Genomic DNA, 20,433 nt, shown 5'->3' on the forward strand with positions numbered 1-20,433 from the left:
CTCAGTCGACGTCAGGTGGATGATGTGCTCGCCGGCGGGCTGATCCCACATCTCGCGGGGCGCAGGTAGCTCCCGTCGGCGCCGTTACACTCGGCGCCGATGAACGAAATTCAATCGTTGTGGGAACGCATGAGCGCTGTCAGTCCCGCACCTGCCACATGGATCGTCCAGGTCGCGTCGGTCGTGGCCATCGTCCTGGTTCTCGAACCGCACGCCTGGCGACTTACCCGCAACGTGGTGACCATCGTCCACGAGGGCGCGCACCTGTTGGTTGCGCTGCTCTTCGGGAGAAGACTCAAAGGCGTGCGGCTGCATTCGGACACGTCGGGTGTGGCCATTTCTTCGGGAAAACCCACCGGTCTTGGCGTGGTTCTCATGACGTTCGCAGGGTACGTGGGCCCCGCCGTGCTCGGCTTGGGTGCGGCCTGGGTGCTCGGTTCAGGACATGCGGTGGCGGTGTTGTGGATCGGCGTGGCGGCACTGGCGGCGATGCTGATTCTCGTCCGGAACCTGTTCGGGTTGTTCTCGCTGAGCCTGGTCGGGGCGCTGCTGTTCGCGCTCGTCTGGTTCGGAACACAGGATCAACAGGTGGCGGCGGCGTACTTCATCACGCTGTTCATGCTGGTGGCCGCGACGCGGCCCGTCATCGAGTTGCAACGACATCGCGCCAAGGGTGCGGCCCCGAACTCCGACGCCGATCAACTCGCGCGGCTCACCCACATTCCAGGACTCGTCTGGGTGGGGCTGTTCCTCGTGGTGACGGTCAGTTGTCTCGTGCTGGGTGGCGGATGGATACTGCGCCCCGTCATCGGCTGAGGCCGCGCCCGGCCCACTGCAGGCGCCGACGCGACCCGATGCAGGGGCAGCGCTGACATGGCCTCGCACCGCGCGATGACAGTACATGCGTTATCCCGGCGATCAGCAGTTTGGAACTGGTCAATCCCTCACCATATTTGCCCGATGCAAGCATCCGGATCTTTGGGCCTAGGTGTATGAGGCCATGACGTACTGGTTCGGAGTTTTCTCGCGGGTGGGGGTTTCCGACGGCAGTGTGGGGTCGGTGGTAGTTGTAGGGCACGTTCCACACGTGCAGGGCCCGGGATCGCAAGCTTTTCGCTCGTCCACATGCGGGCGCAGAGGAAGTCCTCGGCCAGGATGCGGTTGTACCGCTCGACCTTGTCGTTGCGGCGTGGGGTATACGGCGTGGTCCGCTGGTGCCGTGCACCGTGCAGAACTCGCGCGAAGTCTTTCGCCCGGTAGCGAGACCTATTGTCGCTCACGATCCGGTGGAAATGGGTGATGCCGTGTGCGGCGAAGAACGCCCGCGCTCGGTGTATGAACCCGACTGCTGTGGAAGCTTTCTCATCGACCAGGGCCCTCGGTGGGGGCACCTCCCTGCACGCAGTGCTTGGGGAGACGCGAGGCGGGAGAATCCGTCGACGGCCGAGTGCCGGTACACGTATCCGGTGCGGGCGCAGGCGCGGGAGATCCCCATTTCGGCGGTTACGTGTGAGACATGACCTGCAACCCCTATGCTGCGTCTCCTATACGCGTGTCCAGGTGATGCAGGCGCACGGGACGATGGCTGCGCGATCGGTGATAGGGGTGCCGTAGCGTGTGACCGGTGGCCCGCGCCATTGCTCGAGCAGGGCGAATGATCGTTCGATCAGGTTTGTGAGTCGGACAGACACTTTCGATTCTCTATGTGGTCGCATCGGTAGATACGGCGAAGAACTCAGGTCGGGTTCAGGTCCTTAATGTACATTCGGCTCCGCTGGTGAGGAAGCCAGCGATGTCGAGATTAAGGATCTGGAATGTCGGAATTGAAGCCCTTCTTCAAACAGGTGCAGTCCCACTACGACTTGGACGACGACTTCTTCCGTCTGTTCCTAGATCCGAGCATGACCTACAGCTGCGCCTATTTCGAGCGCGAGGACATGACTCTCGAACAGGCGCAACTGGCCAAGGTCGATCTCTCGCTCAGTAAATGCGACCTGCATCCGGGGATGACACTGCTCGACATCGGCTGCGGCTGGGGTTCGACCATGTTGCGCGCCCTCGAAAAATACGATGTCAATGTCATCGGGCTCACCCTCAGCGACAATCAATACCGGCACGTCACCCAGCTCCTTTCCGACCTGCCTGGGTCGCGGACAGCGGAGGTCCGACTGCAGGGCTGGGAAGAGTTCAACGAGCCGGTGGACCGCATCATCAGCATCGGCGCATTCGAGCACTTCCGCCGCCGCCGCTACGAAGCGTTCTTCGACAAGTGCCAGGACCTCCTCCCGCCGGATGGGCGGATGTTGCTGCACTCGATCGTCTGCTACGGGCGAGGGACCCTGGAGAAGATGGGCGTACCCGTCACCGAGGACGACGTCCGTTTTGCCATTTTCATCGCTCGAGAGATCTTTCGGTATGGTCAGATACCCGAACCGGAATGGGTTACCACCGCGGCCGAGCGAGCGGGGTTCCGTGTCGACCGGATTCAGCCGCTGCAATCGCATTACGCCCGTACGTTGGACCTGTGGGCCGCGGCACTCGCCGCCCGCCACGACGACGCCGTCCAGATCGCCTCGGAGGAGATCTACCAGCGGTACATGAAATACCTGACGGGCTGCGCCGACCGGTTTCGCAGCGGGCATGTCGACGTAATGCAGTTCTCCCTGTCCAAACAGGGTTGAGCCCAACGCGCCAGTGGTAGCCGTTGGCCGATCGCGAGTGGAACCGTCGCTGCTGGCCGGAGCTCTCGGATGAGTAGCTCGCCGCCTATCCCATTTTGCCGTTTGACAACACGTCTATCTGAACTCGTAGTGACCGGGGAGCACGAGACGTGTTCCCCGATGTGTGCCCAGGCTGATCCGCATCGACTGAAGGATCTTGTTCAGCCCCGTCATCAGGCCCTGGCAGTCCTCGGACCTATCCTGGCGTCCTTTCTGGTTTGATTGTCTGCAATCGCAACCGCAACCGCCGCAGCGCACGCCACCCCAGTGGTCTTACGCGGTGGGCGCGGTGCGTGATCGAGGTGAACCGTTCGCCAGGCTCGGTCAGGGCAGGGGACTGCACGCCGTAGACGGGCCTGTCTGGATCGAGGTGTGACGGCCACATTCGATTCGGTCGGACCATATTCGTTGTACAGTGCAGCATCCGGGCACCGCGAATGGAAGGCGTGAGCGGTATTCCGAGGCAGGGTCTCGCCGCCGCACGACACCTGCCGCAGCGACGTGAGATCAGAATCGGGGACCGCCAAGATCTCGGCCGAGCGCGGGTCGATCGGATTCACCGTCCAGCACTTCGGTCGGTATCTGCGCGCGCAGAGTGACTAGCGAAGTCGATCGGGTGCTGACGTCGGGTGCTCGAGTATGCGACGAGGAGCAGGAGCAGTCCGCACAGCCCCACGACCAACCACCCAGGCCGGATCACGTCCGCCAGGTCGAACGGACTCGCGCCGGCTGCCAGACCACCGGCGATCGCGATTCCCACGGCGGAACCGAGTTGCCGAGCGGTGGACGTGGTGCCAGCTGCGACGCCGGCGCGATCGGCAGGTAGGCCGCTGATGGCGGTGTTCGTTATCGGCGCGTTGGCAAAACCGAAACCGATCCCGATCAGAACGTAGGCGGCGAGGACCGTGACGTAGGTGGTGTCATTGCCCAGGGCCGTCATACACACGCCGCCGAGGAGGGTGAACACCCCCGCAATCGCAAGCGGAATGCGCGGGCCGATTCGGCTGACCAGCATTCCTGACAGGGGCGCACACAGTGCGGCTCCCGTAGCCAATGGCAGGACGATCGCGCCGGCATTCAGCGGAGCCCACCCGCGTACCTGCTGGAAGTAGAGCGTGCTGAGCAGCAGTGTGACGTTCAGGGCGACGAAAACCGCGACGGCACCCACGACTGCTCCAGTGAAGTTCGGGCGACGAAACAACCCGAGGTCCATCAACGGCTCGGCGCGACGCAGCTCGACCGAGATGAAACCGGCAAACGCCGAGACGGTGACGATGTACCCGGCCACCGCCGGAAGCGAGCCCCATCCGATCACCGGCCCCTGGACAAGGACCCAGATGGCAGCACCGAGAAACATGGCAAGCAGAACCTGGCCGGGTACGTCGACTTGTCGGGCGCGCTGACCCCGTGACTCGGGAACGTACATCCGGACCGCGACGATCGCCACCAGAACGAGGGGCACAGTGCCCCAGAACACCGCGCGCCAGCCTGCGACTGCGATCAACATTCCACCGGTGACGGGGCCGACAGCCATACTCAGCCCGAACACCGAAGCCCAGACACCAATTGCCTTCGCGCGCTCGGCCGGGTCGGGCATCGTATTGACGACGATGGCCAGCGCGACCGGACTGAGCATCGACGCTCCCGCACCCTGCACGACCCGCGCCGCAATCAAGGTGCCGAGCGTGGGCGCGACGGCACAGGCGAGTGTTGCGGCGCCGAATAGGATCAGCCCGGTCAGAAATATCCGTCGGCGGCCGATTCGATCGGCAAGAGCACCCGAGGTGATCAGCAGACTCGCCAGTGTCACCGTATAAGCGTTCACCACCCACTCGAGACCGCGAGTGTCCGCATCCAAACCCTTCCCGATCTGCGGGAGAGCCACATTGACGATCGTCGTGTCGAGACCGACGAGAAACATGGCCGACGCGCAGATCGCCAGCACCGTCCAGCGACGACGTGAACTCGGAACAGATTGCGTCACAGCATCAATCGCGATCACCATACGCCCTTCCTATTGCAAGACTTTGCGGGTATACGGTGATGCTCCATCGCGACCACAGGCTTGCGCCAGCAAACTTGCGGAATCTGCAAGAATGGAAAACCGTGAATGCTGACGTGGCAGGAATACTTGACGGCATCGGACCGCGCCTGCGTGCGTTGCGCCGAGCGCGCGGCGTGACTCTGGAGAGACTCGCCGAACAGACCGGCCTATCGATGAGCACACTGTCCCGGGTGGAAACGGGTCACCGACGTCCGACCCTCGATCTGCTCATTCCACTCGTGAGAGCACATCGCGTGACACTCGACGAGATCGTCGACGCACCAGCGACGGGCGATCCTCGCATTCACTTGACGCCGCATCGGAAAAAACGGGGCGACGTAATGGTCCCGCTCACCCACTTTCCGGGTCGCGTACAGGTCTTCAAGCACGTACTTGGCCCTCGGAAAGCGAAGCTGGTACGCCATGCCGGTCATGAGTGGCTCTACGTCCTGGCGGGCAAGCTTCGGTTGATCATCGGAGAGCGAGAACTCGTGCTCCGTCCCGGGGAACTAGCCGAATTCGATACCGAAGAACCGCACTGGTTCGGCCCGGATGGCACCAGCGTCGTGGAAATTCTGCACCTCTTCGGCCCTCACGGCGATCAGGCTGTTGCTCGAACCGACCTGCCGGATAGCGATATCTAGCCCTTTCTTCGATACGACGTAGAGAGCCGAAGAATGTCATGCACCCTTGGCGCGATGCCGTTGCCCCGAACTCTGACGCAGATGAACTCGCGCGGCTCACCCACTTTCCGGGACTGGTCTGGGTGGGTCTGTTCCTCTTGGTGACGATCAGTTGCCTCGTGCTGGGTGGCGGCTGGATCATCCGCCCCGTTTTGGGCTGACCAGTGCGGTTGCCAGGATAGGTCCGAGGACTGCCAGGGCCTCCGGGTCGGTCACGCGGGCATGCGGGTGGTCGACGGTGTGGTCGATCAACTCCCCGCCGATCCACGGCCGCCACGTCGTGCTAGCCGAGACGGGTTGGGATTTGTCCCGGGCGGCGCTGAAGAACAGCAGTCCGCCGTCGAACCGTCCCGGCACGAAGGCGGCAGCAGCGTCGATGACGTCGACGTAGTCCTCGTACAACCGCGTCAGATGCTCCGGACCGAGTTGCTCGGCTAGGTCGTCACCGAACTCCGCCAGCAGTTCCTGCGCGGACGGCAGCGGGCTGTCCCGTTTCGCGGTGGCGTAGCTGTCGATCATCGCGAGCACCCCCACATCTTCGCCGAGTGACCGCAACTCGACGGCCATCGCGTGGGCGATGACGCCACCCACCGAGTACCCGAGCAGGTGGTAGGGCCCCCGCGGTTGCACGCGGCGAATCTCCTCGACGTAGCGGTGGGCACGGTGCGTGATCGAGGTGAACCGTTCGCCAGGCACGGTCAAGGCAGGCGACTGCACACCGTATACCGGCCTGTCTGGATCGAGGTGTGCGCTCAGTCCCGAATAGCACCAAGACAATCCGATCGCAGGATGAATGCAGAACAGCGGCTCGCGCTCGCCGCCGTGACGCAACGGCAGCAGTACGCCGAGGGCGGTCGCGGCTTCGGGAGCCCGCGCGAGGCTCGACGAGATTCTGGCCGCGATCGCCTCAATGGTCGGGTCGGCGAAGAACCATTCGATCCGGACCTCGACGTTCGTCGTCGCGTGGAGTCGTGATGCGGCTTTGGCTGCGGACAATGAATTGCCACCCAACTCGAAGAAGTTGTCGTCCAACCCGACCGGGCCGCCGCCGAGGACCTCTGCGAATACGGACGTGACCATTTTCTCCGTGCGGGTGGTCGGAGGCCGGAATCGCTGGGCCCGAGGAATGCCGGGATCGGGCAGCGCCCGCCGGTCGAGCTTGCCGTGGGGAGTCGACGGCAGCGCCTCGATCACCGCGATCTGGTTGGGCACCATGTATCGGGGAAGGCTCTGAGCCAGTTCCGCAGACAACAGTCGGGTGTCGATCACCCCGCCCGGGCGGGGGACCACGTGCCCGACCAGACGGGTTCCGGTGGTGGGTGATTCATATACGGCGGCCGCGGACTGTGCGACGCTGCGGTGAGCCCGCAGCGCAGTTTCGATCTCCTCGAGTTCGACGCGTTGGCCGCGAATCTTCACCTGGAGGTCGCGGCGGCCGAGGTAGTCGAGGGTGCCGTCCTTTTGTCGACTCACCACGTCGCCCGTCCGATACATCCGTGCGCCGGGCGGTCCCCACGGACTGGCGACGAACCGGGCGACGGTCACGCCGGGTTGCCGCAAGTATCCGCGGGCGAGTTGCGCGCCTGCGAGGTATAGCTCACCTGGAACACCGACGGGCGTCGGATGTAGTCGCGAATCCAACACGAGCACACCGACACCGTGCTGAGGCAATCCGATCGGGACGGTCACCTCGTCGGCATCGAAAACCGAACGCGTCACGGCCACAGTCGATTCGGTCGGACCATATTCGTTGTACAGTGCAGCATCCGGGCACCGCGAATGGAAGGCGTGAGCGGTATTCCGAGGCAGGGTCTCGCCGCCGCACGACACCTGCCGCAGCGACGTGAGATCGGCATCGGGGACCGCCAGGATCTCGGCGAGCATCAGCGGAAGGAAGTACCCCACACTCACCCGATGCCGCCCGATCAACTCTGCGAGACGCAGCGGATCACGGTGGCCGTCCGGTGGCGCGATCACGAGCCGCGCACCCGCGACGAGTGGCCACCAGAATTCGCGCACCGAGGCGTCGAACGTGTGCTGCAACTTCAGCAGCACCGTGTCCCCGCCGCTGATCGGATCGGTGCTCTGTCGCCAGTTCAGAAAGTTCACGACCGCCGCGTGAGTCACCACCACGCCCTTCGGTGCGCCCGCCGATCCCGACGTGTGGATCACATACGCAGAGTTCTGTGCGCGTAGGGGCGTGATCCGGTCCAGGTCGGTGACCGGCGACGAGTCGAAACGAGAGACATCCACTCGGTCGAGTTCGACGAGGTGGGTCTTCGCCGGGAGGACATCGGAGATGTCGAAGCGATCCCGCTCGGTGGTGAGGACGACGCGCGTGCCCGAGGACCGGATCACCTCGGCGTTGCGATGCGCCGGCTGATCCGGGTCGATCGGCAGGTACGCCGCTCCGGTTTTGGCGGCGGCATACATTCCAACGAGCAGGTCGACCGAATGGCGGACAGCCAGACCCACCATCGACTCCGGGCCGATGCCGATGCCGATGAAGTAGCGGGACAGGCGATTGACCATTTCGTCGAATTCACGGTACGTGAGTTCACATTCCCCCTGGACGACCGCTGTTGCTTGGGGTGATGCCGCGACCTGCCGATCGAAGAGATCGATGAGTGTCAGGCCGGTGGGCCGGGCTGCTACCGGTGGGGGGATCTGTTCGAGGACGGCGATGTCGCCGACCGGCAGATCGGGTTGTGCGACGGCCTCGCTCAGCGTCGTGACGAAGTGTTCGGCGATTTCCACGACGGTGTGGTGGTCGAACAGATCGGTGGCGTAGGTGAACACGGCAGACATCCGGGTGCGTTCCGGTGATGGGTGCGGATCGACGATCACGGTGAGTTGCAAGTCGAACTTCGCCGACGGGATGGACGGCGTCGCCGCGCAAACGTGGAGACCAGGCAGCGTGAGCAGGGTGTGGTCGAGGTTCTGGAAGGCCAACTCCACCTGGAACAGGGGATTGCGTGCGCGCGAGCGGGCGGGGTCGAGCACCTCGACCACGGTTTCGAAGGGAACGGTGGAGTGCGCGAACGCGTCGAGATCGCTCTCCCGTACCCGGGAGAGTAGGCAACTGAAGCTTTCCGCGGGCACCACTTCGGTGCGTAGAACCAGGTTGTTGACGAACATCCCGACCAGTTCATCGAGGGCTTGATCCCCTCGTCCGGCGACGGGGGTGCCGATCACGATGTCTGTCGACCCGCTGAGCCGCGTCAGTAGAACCGCGAATGCGGCGTGCACGACCATGAACACGGTGACCGCGTTCGCCGATGCGGTGTGCTCGATCGCGTGGCAGAGATCGTCGTCGAGCGCCGTGTCGACCGTGCCGGCGCGGTGGGACGCGACAGTGGAACGCGGCCTGTCGGTTGGTAGCCGCAGCTGCTCCGGTGCGCCGGTCAACGTCTTCTTCCAGTACGACAACTGCTGCGCAACAAGGGAATGAGAATCTGTGCGGTCGCCGAGTAATTCGCGCTGCCACAACGTGTAGTCCGTGTACTGTACGGGCAGCGGCTGCCACCGCGGCGCCTGCCCAGACAGTCGCGCGGCATATGCCCCCATTAGGTCGCCGATCAGCAGGCCCACCGAATAGCCGTCCGCGCTGATGTGGTGGACGGTCACGGCCAACACCCACTCGTCGCCGGAGAGGGCAAAGAGGCGGGCGCGTATCGGGGGCTCGTCGCTGAGCGTAAATCCTGTGGTCGCACATGCCGCCACTCGTGCGGCGACCTCGCTGCGTGAAACCGGTATCGGCGTGAGGTGTGGAACGGCCCGCGAGGCCGGGACGATCTGCTGACGCGCGACACCGTCATGCTCTGGGTATTGCGTGCGCAATGGCTCGTGACGATGAACCACGTCCACGATGGCTGCACCCAGGGCGGCCACATCCAGGGAGCCCGAAAGTCTCAGTGCCATAGAGATGTTGTATTCCGGTGATCCGGGGGCGAGGCGTGCAAGGAACCACAGCCGTCGCTGAGCAGGAGAGAGCGGGATACGCGCCGGCCGTGGACGGACGGTCAGGGCTACCGGCGCCGTGTCCTCGGTTTGGTCGGCGACGGCCGCTGCGAGCGTGGACACCGTAGGAGCGTCGAACAGGGTGCGCACCGGCACAGTGGTGCCGAGGGTCGCGCCGATTCGGGAGGCGGCTCGGGTGGCGGACAACGACGTGCCGCCGAGAGAGAAGAAATTGTCGTCCCGCCCCACCAGTTCGGTATCGAGTATCTCGCCGATCACCGTTGCCACGATCCGTTCGGTGGGCGTGCGAGGGGCGTCGAACTGGGCCGTGGCAGGCGCCGGGTCGGGAAGGGCTGCGCGGTCAAGCTTGCCGTTCACAGTGCGCGGCACATTATCCACGATGACCACGGTGGCAGGCACGAATGGTGCGGGCAGACACGCGGCCACGTGCCGGATCAGTTGGGCGGGGTCGACGGTTACATCATCCGCCGGAAGAACATACGACACCAGGGCGTCCACCCGGTTTCGCCTGCGTACATCGGTCGCGGCGAACTTCACGGCGGGGTGCTCGAGGAGGGTCGAGTCGATCTCACCGAGTTCGATCCGGACGCCGCGCAGTTCGATCTGCGCGTCATTGCGATACAGGTACTCGATCGAGCCGTCCAGTCGCCGCCGCCCGACATCACCGGTCCGGTACATGCGTTTGCCGGCTGTCCCGAAGGGACAAGCCACGAATCGTTCACCGGTCAGCGCCGACCTACGATGGTAGCCCCGCGCAACACCTGGGCCGCGGATGTACAGTTCGCCCGCGACACCGGCCGGAACCGGGTGCAGACGCGGGTCCAGCAATAGGATCGCGGAACCGCGCACAGGGCGGCCGATCGTGACGACCTCGCCGGGCATCATCGGATCACTGATACTCGCCATCACGGTCGTTTCGGTCGGCCCGTATCCATTGAACAGTGAAATGTGTTCCTGTGCCGACCAGTCGGTGACGAGGCCGGAAGGGCAGGGTTCGCCGCCCACCACAACGACCCGCAGCGGGTGCAGCCTGGCAGGGTCGATCGTCGCCAGCACCGAAGGCGTGGTGAACATGTGGCTCACCCGTTCGGTGAGAAGCAGATCTGCAAGCTGATCGTCGCCGTATACAGTCGGTGGCGCGAGCACCGCGCAGGCGCCCGTGCCGAGCGAGAGCAGCATCTCGAGTATCGCCCCGTCGAAGCTGGGGGACGACGCGTGCAGTACCCGCGAGGACGCCGTCACCGTGTACCGCTCACGCTGCTCTGCCGTGAAGTCGGCGAGACCGGCATGCGTCACCACGACGCCCTTGGGCCGGCCGGTCGAACCTGACGTGTAGATCACGTACGCCGGGTTCTGAGTGCGCAGTCGCTGTGAACGTTCGGAATCGGATATCTCGGCGGATGAGTAACCGCGACATTCGGTTCGGAAGCCCCGATCGTCGAGCAGCAACCAGTCGACCGGGTTCGGCATTACCTTGCGATCCGGCCGGGTGGTCAGCCCGAGGGAGGCGCCGGAGTCGCCAAGCAGGTACTCGATGTGGGGCACGGGGTAGTGCGGGTCCACGGGCACGAACGCGGCCCCCGTCTTCGCAACGGCCCACATGGAGAGGACCGACAGTACCGACCGGGGCAGGCCAAGGGCGACGACCGCTTCCGGCCCCACCCCCCGCCGAATCAGCGCGCGGGCGAGTCGATTCGACTCGTTGTCGAGTTCGCGATAGGTGAGAGATCGGCCGTCGGCTCTGACAGCCGTCGCGGCCGGGTCCTGTTCTACCGCCGCCGATATCAACTTGGGCAGCGTCAGTTGTGGCAGCGACGGTGGACCTCGGTGCCCGATCTCGGTCTGATTCTCCTCACGGTCGAGGAGTTCGATGTCGCCGATCACGGCAGTGGGACGCTCGAGTGCGGCCCAGAGAACGCGCCGGAACCGATCCGCGAATCCCGTCACGGTTGCCTCGTCGAACAGGTCGGTCGCGTAGGTGAAGACACACGACAGCGGGGCCGGGGCACCTTCGTCGTCGAACGACTCGATCACCGTCAGCTGGAGGTCGAACTTCGCTGTGTGAGTGTCGATTGGGAGAACTTCGCCGGACACGTCCGGAAGGTCGAACACGATAGGCGCCGTGTTGTGGAAGGCGAGCGCCAACTGGAACAGTGGGTTGTGGCTGCGTGTGCGAGCGGGTGCGAGTGCCTCGACCACCTCCTCGAAGGCAACGTCCGCATGGGAGTATGCGGCGAGGTCGACGCTCCGCACGTGTGCGACGACCTCGGCGAAGGTGCTGCGCAGGGGGGTGTCGGTCCGCAGCACGAGTGTGTTGACGAACATGCCGACGAGATCGTCGAGTTCCCGGGGTCCACGTCCCGATACGGGTGTACCGATGGCGATGTCGTGGATGCCGCTGAGCCTCGTCGCAAAGACGGCCAGTGCCGCGTGCACCACTATGAACGGAGTTGCGTCGAGGGTGCGCGCGAGTGCGCGAATTTTCTGGTGAACCTCGCCGTCGAGCGTGAAGGCGACGTCGGAACCTCCGTGGGTGGCAATACGTGGCCGGGCGCGGGCGGAGGGTAGTGGCAATACTTCTGGCATGTCAGATAGAGCCTTCGTCCAATACGTGAGCGCCGAGTTGCCCGGCCTGTCGCGTAGTTCCCGCTGCCAACGGGCGTAGTCGGCGTATCGGACGGGTAGCGGAGCCCAGGCGGGTCCCACGCCAGTCGTTCGAGACGTGTACGCCGCCAGAATATCTCGCGCCAGAGGCCCGAGCGAGAAACCATCGGCGCTGATGTGGTGAATGATCAGGGCCAGCACCCACTGGTCCGCACCAACGGCGAGGAGAGCCGTGCGAACCGGGGGTTCGGTGGCGAGGTCGAATCCTGTCGAGAGAAGTTCGTGTACCAGTCGGGTCGGTTCTGCAGTCTTGGTTATCCGGCATGACGGAACAGAGGAGATGGGCAGAATGTGCTGGCAGGGAATCCCGTCGTGCTCGGGATAGATAGTGCGCAGGGGTTCGTGGCGTTCGATCACATCGCCTACCGCCGCACACAGCGCCGATTCGTCGAGGGTGCCGTTCAGAGACAAGACGATCGGAATGTTGTCGGTGGCCGTCCGTCCGTCGAGACGGTTCAGGAACCACAGTCGCTGTTGCGCTGGAGACAATGGGACGTGCTCGGTGGGCGCGCGGGCCACGAGCGGTATCGGATCGGTATCGCGCCCTCGCTCGGCGAGATGCTCGGACAGTCCTGCCACGGTGGGATGGTCGAACAGCTCGCGTATTCCGAGCGATATGCTCAATGCCGAGCCGACACGGGCGACGGCCTGGGCAGCGGTCAACGAGTTGCCTCCGACCGCGAAGAAGTTTGCGTCTCTTCCGACGCGCGGCGTGCCGGTTACCTCCGCGAACACGAATGCGATGATGTCCTCGACGGGTCCAGCGACAGAATCAGATTCGCTTCGCACGGACGGCGGTTCCGGTAGTGACGCGCGGTCGAGCTTTCCGCTGCTCGTGACGGGCAGAGCGGTGAGGTGGACGATTGCCGAGGGAATCATGTAAGCCGGAAGCCGGGCCGTGAGGCGCTCGGTGATCCACTTCGTGTCACCCAGAAAACCCTCGGTGGGAACGATATACGCGACCAGTCGATCTCCGGCCCGCGGATCGCGGTGCACGGCGACCGCAGCCTCTGACACCGAGAGGTCGGACTTCAGCGCCGCCTCGATTTCGCCGGGTTCGATGCGCTGGCCGCGGAGCTTGATCTGGAAGTCGGCGCGTCCGAGATAGTGGATCCGGCCCGTGCCGTCCCAGCGCACCGTGTCACCTGTGCGGTACATCCGTCCCCCCGTCCCGCCGAAGGGATCGGCGACGAAGCCGGCCGCGGTGAGGCCAGGCCGTCCGGCATACCCCCGCGCCACGTACCTACCGGCCAGGTACAACTCGCCGCTGATTCCTGGGGGTACCGGATGCAGACGCGCATCGAGTACATACGTACGTATGTTGTCGACGGGCTTGCCGATGGAAACCGTGGCGCCGACATCACCGCTGTCGAACAATTCCCCGGTCGATGCGGCGGCCTCGCTCGGCCCGTACCAGTTGTGCAGTTCTGCATCAGTGATGTTTCGGAATCTCGACGCCGTCGCTGAGGTCAGAACCTCGCCCGCCGAGATCACGCGGCGGAGCGTCGCAGGTGCCCGGTCGCCGCACTGCTTGATGTACGCGTCCAGCAGTGACGGCACGACGTGGAGGGTCGTGATCGCCTCCCGTTCGACGGTGTGCGCGAGTGAGCGAGGATCGCGGTGGGCGTCGGGTTCAGCGACCACTACCGTCGCCCCGGTCTGCAACGGCCAGAACAGCTCCCAGGCGGAGATGTCGAAGGTCAGCGGGGTCTTGTGGAGAACCGCGTCGGAACAATCGAGCGGCATCCGTTTCTGGGCCCAGCGAAACTGGTTCACCATCATTTCGTGGGTCACGTTGATACACTTGGGCATTCCGGTGGATCCGGACGTATAGAGGACGGACACGGTGTTCGCTGAACGCAGTGGTGAGCGCCTCTCGGAGTCAGTGAGGGGCTGCGAGCCGAAGTCGGTCACGTCCAGAAGATCCAGGTCGACGACGGCCGCACCGTCAACAATCGTTCGTTGTCCGGCGCCGGAAGTCAGGAGCAGTGCCGGAAGGACGGAATCCACCACCAGTGCGTTTCGCCCGAACGGATGTTCGGAGTCGACCGGAAGATAGGCGCCCCCGGCCTTCATTACGGCGTACAGCGCAACGAGGAGGTGCAGTGATCGGGGAATCGACACACCGACAACGGTTTCCGGTCCAATACCGTTCGCCACCAGATACCGGGCAAGCCGGTTCACCCGCGCATCGAACTGGGCGTACGTGAGTCGCTCCGCGCCGAAGACCACAGCCGTGGCCGAGGGGGACCGCCGTACCTGGGCGTCGTACGGATCGAGCAGGGTCTCCGAAGGCATGGGCCGGTCCGTGGCATTCCAGGTGTACAGAACCTGTTTCCGCTCTTGGTCGCTCAGCAGGTCGAGTGCACCAACCGGGATGTGCGGATCCCGCCCGATGCTCTCGAGCACGCGCCCCATCCGGGCGAGCAGTGCGGTCCCGTCGATTTCGGCCGATCGATACTTCGCGGCGAGCCGAAGAGCCTGAGAATGCGTCGCCGAGAGCGTCACGGCGTAATGCGACGCATCATGTGCGCGAACTCCGTCCAGCACGAGTCCGTCCAGCGAACCTGGCAGTCCGGTCCGGTCCACGGGATAGGACTCGAACGCAACAAGCGTGTCGAAAAGTGGTGACACGCCGACCGCCTTCTGGATCTCCGCGAGACCCAGATAGTGGTGGTCGAGGAGTTGGACGTGGCGGGCCTGCAGACTGGTGAGTAGCGTGGCCACGTCGACGTCGGGGTCGAGTGGAATCCGCACGGGGACGGTATTGACGAACAGTCCCACCGCCGACTCCACCCCGGAGAGTTCCGCAGGTCTACCGGAAACGGTCGCGCCGACCACGACTTCACTCCGCCCGGTCGCGTGTCCGAGAACGATGCCCCAGGCTAGCTGGACGAGGGTGCTCAGGGTGGCGCCGAGATCCGTCGCATGCGCGGCAAGTGTCCGGGCGGCTTCCGCGGTCAGATCCAACGCGGCCTCGGACGTGTGTCCGGTGTCCCCCGTTGATGGGGTGGGTTCGGTGATCCCGCCGAGTGCAGCCGCCCATGCTTGCGCCGATACGTGGGTGTCTCTCTCCGAGAGCCACACGAGGAAGTCGCGGAACGGACTCGACGACGGCGACTCCGTCCGTACGTCACCGTCCTGATACGCGGAGAATAATTCGCGCACCAGCAGCGGAATGGACCAGCCGTCCAGCACGATGTGGTGGATGGTGATGGCGAGTTCGGTGCGAATCGAACCTCGAGTGAGTAGTGCGAATCGAAGGAGCGGGGGAGCCGAGAGGTCGAAGGTGGTCTCGCGGTCCTCGCGCAGGATCTGCTCGGCGGCGGCGTCCGCATCCGGGCCGGAAAGGTCTGCGTGTTGCCATCTCAGTGGTGGGTCGTCCAGTACGAGTTGTACCGGGACGCCTCGACCGTCGCGTACGAACGCGGTCCGCAGGTTCGCGTGCGCAGCAAGGACGGCGCTGCATGCGTGGCATAGTCGCTCGTGATCGATTTGTCCGGACAGGCTCAGGATCACCTGCATCACATACGGATCGGAATCTGTATCCGTACCCGAAAGCGTCGCGTGGTAGAGCAGGCCCGATTGCAGCGGCGTCAATGGCCACACGTCGACCAGGTCGGGGTGGTCTCGTTCCCACTCCTCGATGTCGCCCTGGACGACGGGGAGGAGAGGCAAATCTGACGGGGTGAGCCCGCCCGCGTGCGGAGACTGTGCCCGCGTCGCGAGAGCGGTCAATGCTTGCGCCCACAGATCGGCCAGATCGTGTACGTCCTGGGCGGAGATCGCGCCGCTAGCGAACTCGAAGGTGGTGTCGAGGACGCCATCCGATGTGAACGCGGTGATGTCGATCAGCGCCGTCACGGGCATCGACGGTTCGGTCGAGGAGAACACCGCGGTACCCTCCCGTACCGGACACCAATCACCTTCCGTGACAGCCGCATCGAGTCGGCCTAGGTAGTTGAAGCCAATTTGTCCGTCGGGCCGCTCACACAATTCGTGCGCGGTGCCATCGCCGAGGTACCGCAACAGCCCGTATCCGATTCCCTTGTCGGGCACGGCACGTAGTTGTTCCTTGACCGACTTGATCGCCTTGCTCGCCGCCGGGCCGCTGGCAAGGGCCTCGACCACATCGACTCCTGCGAGGTCGAAACGCACGGGAAAAATGCTGGTAAACCAGCCGACGGTACGCGAGAGGTCGGTGCCGGGCAGAGCCGATTCCTCGCGGCCGTGCCCCTCGAGCCGGATCAACGGCGAGGTCGTAGACCGACCCCGACGGTGCTGCCACTTCGTCAGTGCAAGGGCGAGGGCGGCAAGTAGCGCATCGTTCACCTCGCAGTGGAACGCGGTCGGAATATCCACGAACAGTGAGTGCGTCACCGCTCTGGACACTTTCACGTGGACATGATCGATGGTGGAGTTGACGTCTCGCAGTCCGTCGAGAGGCCGGGTTCCGAGTGGGGGATCGTCGGTTCCGACCATCTCGCGCCAGAACGCCACCTCGGACCTTCGGTTCGGTCGCTGCGCCTCTTCGATCAGACCGTGTGACCACCGGCGCAGCGAGGTCCCGACCGGGGCAAGGGTGACGGGGTACGTGCCCATCCGAACCTGAGCCCAGGCCGCCGCGAGATCTCCGATCAGGATTCGCCACGAGACGCCGTCGATCACCAGGTGATGCGCGACGAGCAGGAGGCGTCCGCGCCGGCTTGCATCCGACGCGCAGGGATCGAGCCAGACACACTGCACCATCACACCCGCAACGGGATCCAGTCGTCGAGTGGCAGCTTCGTGTTCATCCTGAGCGCGGTGGGCCAGTTCCGTATCGGTGATCTGTGCGTCGAACGGAACCCGGAGAATCAGATCGTCGGCCGCTGGGCCGGACGGACTCGCCTCGAGGAACGCCGTGCCGTCGGAGTGGCGGACCAGGTGTGTGCGCAGGACATCGTGCTGGTCGACTACTGCCGCGACGACTCTGCACAGTCCGGGCGCGTCTATTCCGAGCGGCAACTCCACCTGCACGGCCTGCGCGTAGCGATCGATGTCAACGACCCTGTCCAGCAGAAAGGCGGCTGCCGGAGTCAGCGGAATGTGTCCGATCCCGCCCCCGGGCAGTTCCTCGAGGAGTGGGGTATCGATTCCGGCGTCGGCGATGCCGCAGAGGCGAGAGATCGTGCGTTGCTCGAACACATCACGCGGGGTGAACGAGATTCCGGCAGTCCGTGCGCGGGATGCCAGTTGAATCGCCATGATGCTGTCGCCGCCGAGCGCGAAGAACGAATCGTCCACACCGAAGTCACCGGAGCTGAGGATTTCGGCGTAGATGCCGTGGAGTACGCGTTCGCGTTCGTTGCCCGGAGCTACCCGATTCGATGAGCGGAAGTCGTTGATGGGAAGAGCATTACGATCGAGTTTACCGGAGGGGGTCAGCGGGATTTCTGGGAGGGCGATGACGGAGGCGGGGACCAGGTGCGGGGGCAGTTCGGCGCTGAGGAACGCGAGCAGCTTCTGCTCGTCTACGTCCTCGGTGCCCACCACGTACGACGTCAACTGGGGTCGGCCCGCTTGCGTCCGAATCACGGTGACGGCGAACCGGACCGCCGGATGTCGGCGCATGGTGGTGTCGATCTCGCCGGGTTCGACGCGCAGGCCCCGTAGGTTCACTTGATCATCGCTGCGCCCGAGATAGTCGAGTTGATGCTCGGGCGTCCATTGGACGGTGTCGCCGGTGCGGTACATGCGCGTACCCGGAGGTCCGTGCGGATCGGCAACGAACCGGGCGGAGGTGTCCCGTGCTCGGTGGTGATATCCGCGGGCCAGTGAGGCTCCCGCGATGTAGAGTTCGCCGACCACTCCGACGGGAACCGGGTGCAGTCGGTGGTCGAGGACGACCGCACTCGTCCCACGTATGGGCCGTCCGATGCTGACCGGCTTCGATCCGTCGAGCGGGTTGCTGACGGTCGCCATCACGGTGCTTTCGGCGGGCCCGTACGCGTCGATCACTGTGCACCGGGAAGCCCACCAAGACAACAAGTCCCGCGGGCAGGATTCGCCGGCGACGACGAGGATGCGCAGCCCCTCGACGTCGTTCGGCTCGATCGAGGCCAGCGTGGACGGGGTGATCACCGCATGTGTGACGCGCTCGGTGGTCATCAGGTGCGCCAACGGCGATCCAGCGTAGACCGCGGGGGGAGCGATCACGAGCGTGGCACCGGAGCCGAAGGCCATCAGCATCTCGAAGACGGAGGCGTCGAAACTCGGCGATGCGACGTGCAGAACCCTGGACGCTCCATCGATGCCGAATCGGGCGCGTTGTTCGGCAACGAGGTTGGCAAGCCCGCGATGGGTGACCGCGACTCCCTTCGGAACGCCCGTCGAACCGGACGTGTAGATCAGATAGGCGATCTGGTCGAGTCGCGTTGTCATGTGTGGAGGATCGGCGACAGCCGACTCGTCCGGCAGGTGCCAGTCGGTGGTGGTCGGCAGGCTCGACAAGAATTCTTCGGAGGTCAATCCCACCGCCACACGGGAATCGTCGAGCATGTGTTGGATACGAGGCTTCGGGTAGTTCGGATCCACAGGCAAGAATGCGGCTCCCGTTTTCGCCACCGCCCAGACCGAGCAGACGTAATCGAGCGAACGCGTGAATGCCAGCGCCACAACGTCGTCCGGCCCGACTTCGGCTCCTGCTAGTGTCGCGGCTGCCAGATTCGAACGCTCGTCGAGATCGCGGTACGTCATCTTCTGACCGGCGCAGACGGCGGCGACCGAATCCGGATTCAGCATCGCGGACCGGCGCAACAGTTCGACGAGCGTGACGGCGGTGTGGCAAGGGGGTCCGATGGAAGGGACGAGCGCTGTGGTTTCGCCGGCAGTGAGAATCGGTAGGTCGCCGACCGGCTGCGCCGCACCGGCCCGAAGGAATTGACGGAAGTATTGCAGAAATCGAAGGTGAAGGCGCTCCAGTTCGTCCTGTGAATACAGGCGCGGGTTCGCCTTGAAGTCGAGATGCATCCGTTCGCGAGTTCCGTGGCGATAGAGGTTGACGAGGAGGTCCTCGATCGGCCCCGAAGAGAGCACGTGCAAGTGTGTCGTCAGGGAACCGAGCACGATGTCATCGGGAAAGAGCATGATGTTGACCGCGGGGCCGAGCAGTCGCGCGCCGGTGAATGAGTCCCCCCGGTCTGCGCTGATGTCCTCGTGCCGGTAGCGCTGATGTCGCAGGGCCCCGGACATCGCGAGCTGAGTGTGGGACACCAGATCGCCGACGTTCACAGTACCCGAGGCCGCGATCCGCAGCGGGATCACGTTGGCGACCATGCCGCCCGACCTACGAAGCGCCGCCGTCGTGCGGGCCGACACCGGAAGGCTGAGGGTGACGTCGTCCTCGCCGGTCATTCTCGCCAGATATCCGGCCACCGCAGACACCATGAGCGTCGCCGGGTTGACTTTGTGGGCCGCTGTGCACTTCTCGAACAGTTCGACGATGTTGTCGGGAAGCAGTCCGCTTACGTCCCGGGAACGAGCTGTGGCCGGGCCGCGGCCGCGAGCCATCGTGCACGAGTGGGTGACGCCGCGCATCGTCTCAGTCCAGTACTCGCGGTCGGTCTCGTGGCGAGCGGAGTGGTTGTACGCGCTCTCGAGTTCGTAGATGTCGCGAACGCCGAGTGGCCTACTGACCGGTGGAGGCAGTCCGTGCACGGCGGCCGTGTAGAGCTCGGCGACGCGGCGGAGCACGTTGAGGGAGCCGAAACCGTCCAGGGCGATGTGGTGGGCGCGCGAATACCAGAAGTAGTGTTCGTGTCCGACGTGCAACAGGTAGGAGATCGTCAGCCGATCGCGCTGGACGTCGATCGGGGTAGTGGTCTCGGCGTGCATCCATGCGTGCGCGGATGCTTCGGGATCGGGTTCTGTGCGGAGGTCTAGGTAGTCGAGGGGCGGGTCGAGGCTCTGGTCCACCCATTGCCGTGGCTGGGCGTCGACCTCGGCGATCCGCAGTCGGAAAGACTCGAATTCCGACGCCGCTCGGGTACACGCGGACTCCAGAAGTGGAGGGTCCAGTGCGCCGTGGATTTCCACATACTGGGCCACCGAGACCGGTACGGTCGGATCGACCTGTTGAGCCAGCCACATACCTCGCTGGGCGGGGGAGAGGGGAAACGCGTCCGGATAATTCGAGGTCGGTGAGTTCATCGTCGGCTTCTCTCACGGATTCGTCCCCGAAGACGTCGTCTGTCGGGACATGACTCTGTTGAGAAGTCTGCCCGAGGTTTCTAGGAGAATGCTTAGAAACACCCAGATAGTGATGCCGCTGGGCGTAGCCGATTGGTTCAGACGACCGGTT

General features: G+C 64.5%; 5 protein-coding genes and 3 pseudogenes. 4 read left to right on the plus strand and 4 right to left on the minus strand.

The window, feature by feature from the left end; genetic code table 11:
* Positions 1-99 precede the first annotated feature (99 nt).
* Entirely contained in the window at positions 100-816 is a 717-nt protein-coding gene (locus RM2_RS20265; protein WP_072691320.1) for a M50 family metallopeptidase, read from the plus strand.
* A gap of 128 nt (positions 817-944) precedes the next feature.
* On the opposite strand, the pseudogene RM2_RS20270 reads toward RM2_RS20265, so the two are convergent.
* Positions 945-1,480, minus strand: a pseudogene (locus RM2_RS20270) (integrase core domain-containing protein); the annotation flags it as partial.
* Positions 1,481-1,814: 334 nt separating this feature from the next.
* Here RM2_RS20270 and RM2_RS20275 point away from each other — a divergent pair.
* Positions 1,815-2,681, plus strand: coding sequence for a cyclopropane mycolic acid synthase family methyltransferase (locus tag RM2_RS20275; RefSeq protein WP_072691321.1), 867 nt, complete (start codon positions 1,815-1,817; stop codon positions 2,679-2,681).
* 212 nt (positions 2,682-2,893) lie between these two features.
* On the opposite strand, the gene RM2_RS26000 is transcribed toward RM2_RS20275, so the two are convergent.
* Positions 2,894-3,280, minus strand: a complete 387-nt coding sequence (locus tag RM2_RS26000; protein WP_072691322.1) for an AMP-binding protein — start codon at positions 3,278-3,280, stop codon at positions 2,894-2,896.
* A gap of 191 nt (positions 3,281-3,471) precedes the next feature.
* Positions 3,472-4,725: pseudogene (locus RM2_RS20285) on the minus strand (MFS transporter); the annotation flags it as partial.
* 101 nt (positions 4,726-4,826) lie between these two features.
* Here RM2_RS20285 and RM2_RS20290 point away from each other — a divergent pair.
* On the plus strand, positions 4,827-5,408 hold the full coding sequence (locus RM2_RS20290) for a helix-turn-helix domain-containing protein (protein ID WP_072691324.1): 582 nt from the start codon (positions 4,827-4,829) through the stop codon (positions 5,406-5,408).
* Positions 5,409-5,470: 62 nt separating this feature from the next.
* A pseudogene (locus RM2_RS25415) lies at positions 5,471-5,608 on the plus strand (M50 family metallopeptidase); the annotation flags it as partial.
* On the opposite strand, the gene RM2_RS20300 reads toward RM2_RS25415, so the two are convergent.
* Complete coding sequence (locus RM2_RS20300) at positions 5,586-20,282, minus strand: non-ribosomal peptide synthetase (protein ID WP_245814067.1); 14,697 nt, start codon at positions 20,280-20,282, stop codon at positions 5,586-5,588. The pseudogene RM2_RS25415 and the gene RM2_RS20300 sit on opposite strands and share 23 nt — an antisense overlap.
* Positions 20,283-20,433 lie beyond the last annotated feature (151 nt).

This window comes from Rhodococcus marinonascens NBRC 14363, assembly GCF_001894885.1.
GTDB lineage: Bacteria > Actinomycetota > Actinomycetes > Mycobacteriales > Mycobacteriaceae > Rhodococcus_F > Rhodococcus_F marinonascens.

Bases quoted from the DNA above. Each gene is read 5' to 3' on its own strand.
- RM2_RS20300 (WP_245814067.1), bottom strand. From the start codon at position 20,282: ATGAACTCACCGACCTCGAATTATCCGGACGCGTTTCCCCTCTCCCCC.
- RM2_RS20275 (WP_072691321.1), top strand. From the start codon at position 1,815: ATGTCGGAATTGAAGCCCTTCTTCAAACAGGTGCAGTCCCACTACGAC.
- RM2_RS20265 (WP_072691320.1), top strand. From the start codon at position 100: ATGAACGAAATTCAATCGTTGTGGGAACGCATGAGCGCTGTCAGTCCC.